This window comes from Streptosporangium sp. NPDC048047 (assembly GCF_040653115.1).
GTDB lineage: Bacteria > Actinomycetota > Actinomycetes > Streptosporangiales > Streptosporangiaceae > Streptosporangium.
Genome location: NZ_JBEZNH010000138.1, coordinates 1 through 1,555, shown reverse-complemented (window position 1 = coordinate 1,555; position 1,555 = coordinate 1). Strand labels below are relative to the sequence as shown.

Below are 1,555 nucleotides of genomic sequence, written 5' to 3'. Positions count from 1 at the left end.
CGTCGGCCGAGGCGGAGAACGACTTGCAGCGGCCGTCGGGTGACAGCGCGCCCTGTCTGCTGAACTCGACGAACGAGTCCGGCTCGGCGATCACGGTGACGCCGCCCGCCAGTGCCAGCGAGCACTCGCCCTGACGCAGGGCCCGTACGGCGAGATGCAGCGTGACCAGTGAGGACGAGCAGGCGGTGTCCACCGTCAGCGCCGGCCCCTCCAGGCCGAAGGTGTAGGAGACGCGGCCGGACAGCACGCTCGGCGTGCTGGAGGACAGCAGCGTGCCCTCCATGGCCGGGGGCACCGCGCCGTGCATGAACCGGGAGGAGTACTCGTTGAACATGTTGCCCGCGTAGATCCCGGTGCGGGTGCCGTGCAGGGTCGCCGGGTCGATCCCGGCGTGCGCGAGCGCCCCCCAGCACGTCTCCAGGAACAGCCGGTGCTGCGGGTCGGTGCCCAGCGCGCCGCGCGGGCTGATGCCGAAGAAGGCCGCGTCGAAGTCGGCGACGTCGTACAGGAAGCCGCCGTGGCGGGTGTAGGTCTTCCCGGCCGCCTCGGGGTCGGGGTCGTACAGCGCGTCCACGTCCCAGCCGCGGTCCGCCGGGAACTCACCGATCGCGTCCCGGCCTGAGGAGACCAGCTCCCACAGGTCCTCCGGGGAGGCGATCCCACCCGGGTAGCGGCACGCCATCCCGACGATCGCCACCGGTTCGCGACGGCGCTCCTCGTCCTCGCCCAGTCGCCGGCGGGCCTCCGCCAGGTCGACGGTCACCCGCTTCAGGTATGCGCGCAGCTCGGCCTCACTCGCCATGGTCGAGCCGTTCCATCGAGGTCCTCAGCGGTGATGTCATGGCTCGGTTGTCGATCAAGGCGAAGATCTCCTCGTCCGATGCGGAAACGATCTCTTCCTCGGCCCCGCCGGCGCCGTTCACGGCGGTGACCGCGGTGGCGGCCCCGGTGTCGCCGATCCTGGACAGGGCGCTCTGCAGGATGGCGACGAGCTGGCGGCGCACCGCGGCCCCCTCGCCGTCGGCGGTCAGGAGCGCCGCCTCGGCCTGGTCCACCGCCGCCCGCAGCGCGTCCTCCGGCGAGGGCCCGTCCGGCGCCAGGCCGGTGAACAGGTACCCCGCGAGCGACGCGACGGTGGGGTGGTCGAAGACCAGCGTGGCGGGCAACCGCAGGCCCGTGTCGGTGTTGAGCCGGTTGCGCAGCTCGACGGCGGTCAGGGAGTCGAAGCCCAGCTCGTTGAAGGCGCGGTCCACGTCCACGGTGTCGGGTCCGGGGTGGGCGAGCACGGCCGCCACGTGGGCCCTCACGAGGTGGGTGAGGTGGGCTCGCGCGTCGGCCTCGCTCATGAGCGCCAGCCGCTCCCCCAGCTCCGGGCCGCTCGCCGCGGCCGGCGCCACGGGGTTCGCGACGGCCCGGCGCGGCACGGCGCGGGCGAGGCCGCGCAGCATGGGTGGCAGGTCGCCGTTCTCGGCCCTGGCACGCAGCCCGGCGGCGTCCCAACGGGCCGCGACCACGAGCGCGTCGTCACCGCTCAGGGCCGCGTCGAACAGCTCCA

At 73.6% G+C, this 1,555-nt stretch carries 2 protein-coding genes; both read right to left on the bottom strand.

Annotated elements, in window-relative coordinates; translation table 11 throughout:
• The coding region (locus AB0D67_RS39100) for a beta-ketoacyl synthase N-terminal-like domain-containing protein (RefSeq protein WP_362947501.1) at positions 1-802 on the bottom strand (802 nt) is incomplete at its 3' end.
• Positions 792-1,555 (bottom strand): phosphopantetheine-binding protein (locus AB0D67_RS39095; RefSeq protein ID WP_362947498.1); only part of this gene is annotated, 764 nt, incomplete at its 5' end. The genes AB0D67_RS39095 and AB0D67_RS39100, both read right to left, overlap by 11 nt.